General features: G+C 58.0%; 1 protein-coding gene. It reads right to left on the bottom strand.

The genetic code is table 11. From position 1 onward, the window contains the following. Positions 1 to 44 precede the first annotated feature (44 nt). The coding region (locus B0W88_RS32275; protein WP_233151927.1) for a hypothetical protein at positions 45 to 474 on the bottom strand (430 nt) is incomplete at its 5' end.

Genomic DNA, 474 nt, shown 5'->3' with positions numbered 1-474 from the left:
GATTGCGTTCAGCCGCGCCGTTAGGCGTCGGCTGGAACTGCGGGTTAGGCCGCATGTGCGACCACAAAGGACAAATTCTCGGTAGACCGAAACGGCTTCATTGAACTCTCCGATTCCACGCTGAAGACATGACCACCCACAGCCCAAATCTTGACTGTAGCTGTAGCGGCACCGGCGGTCAGCGACCCGGAAGCCAGCACGAATTCTTCGCGTCTGTCGAAGAGGACATTGGACGGCCAGCGAACCTTGAACCACCGCATGCAGTAAAACTCGATCTCCTTCCAGTCGAGCAGGCGTTGGACCTTGTTGATGCTTGCCATCTGCTCCAAGAACGGACCTCGAAGATCGTCGGACAGTGACGATCCGACAGCCCCAAGGATGGCGGATTCAAACGGAAGGAAGAGCGCCATCTGCTGCTTGTGCGGTCTAACGATTGCGTTCAGCCGCGCCGTTAGGCGTCGGCTGGAACTGCGG

Origin of the sequence: Pelomonas sp. KK5, from assembly GCF_001984095.1 — a bacterium.
Taxonomy (GTDB): Bacteria; Pseudomonadota; Gammaproteobacteria; order Burkholderiales; family Burkholderiaceae_C; genus KK5.
The sequence above is the reverse complement of the archived record's forward strand: the minus strand, read 5'-3'. Positions and strand labels throughout refer to the sequence as shown.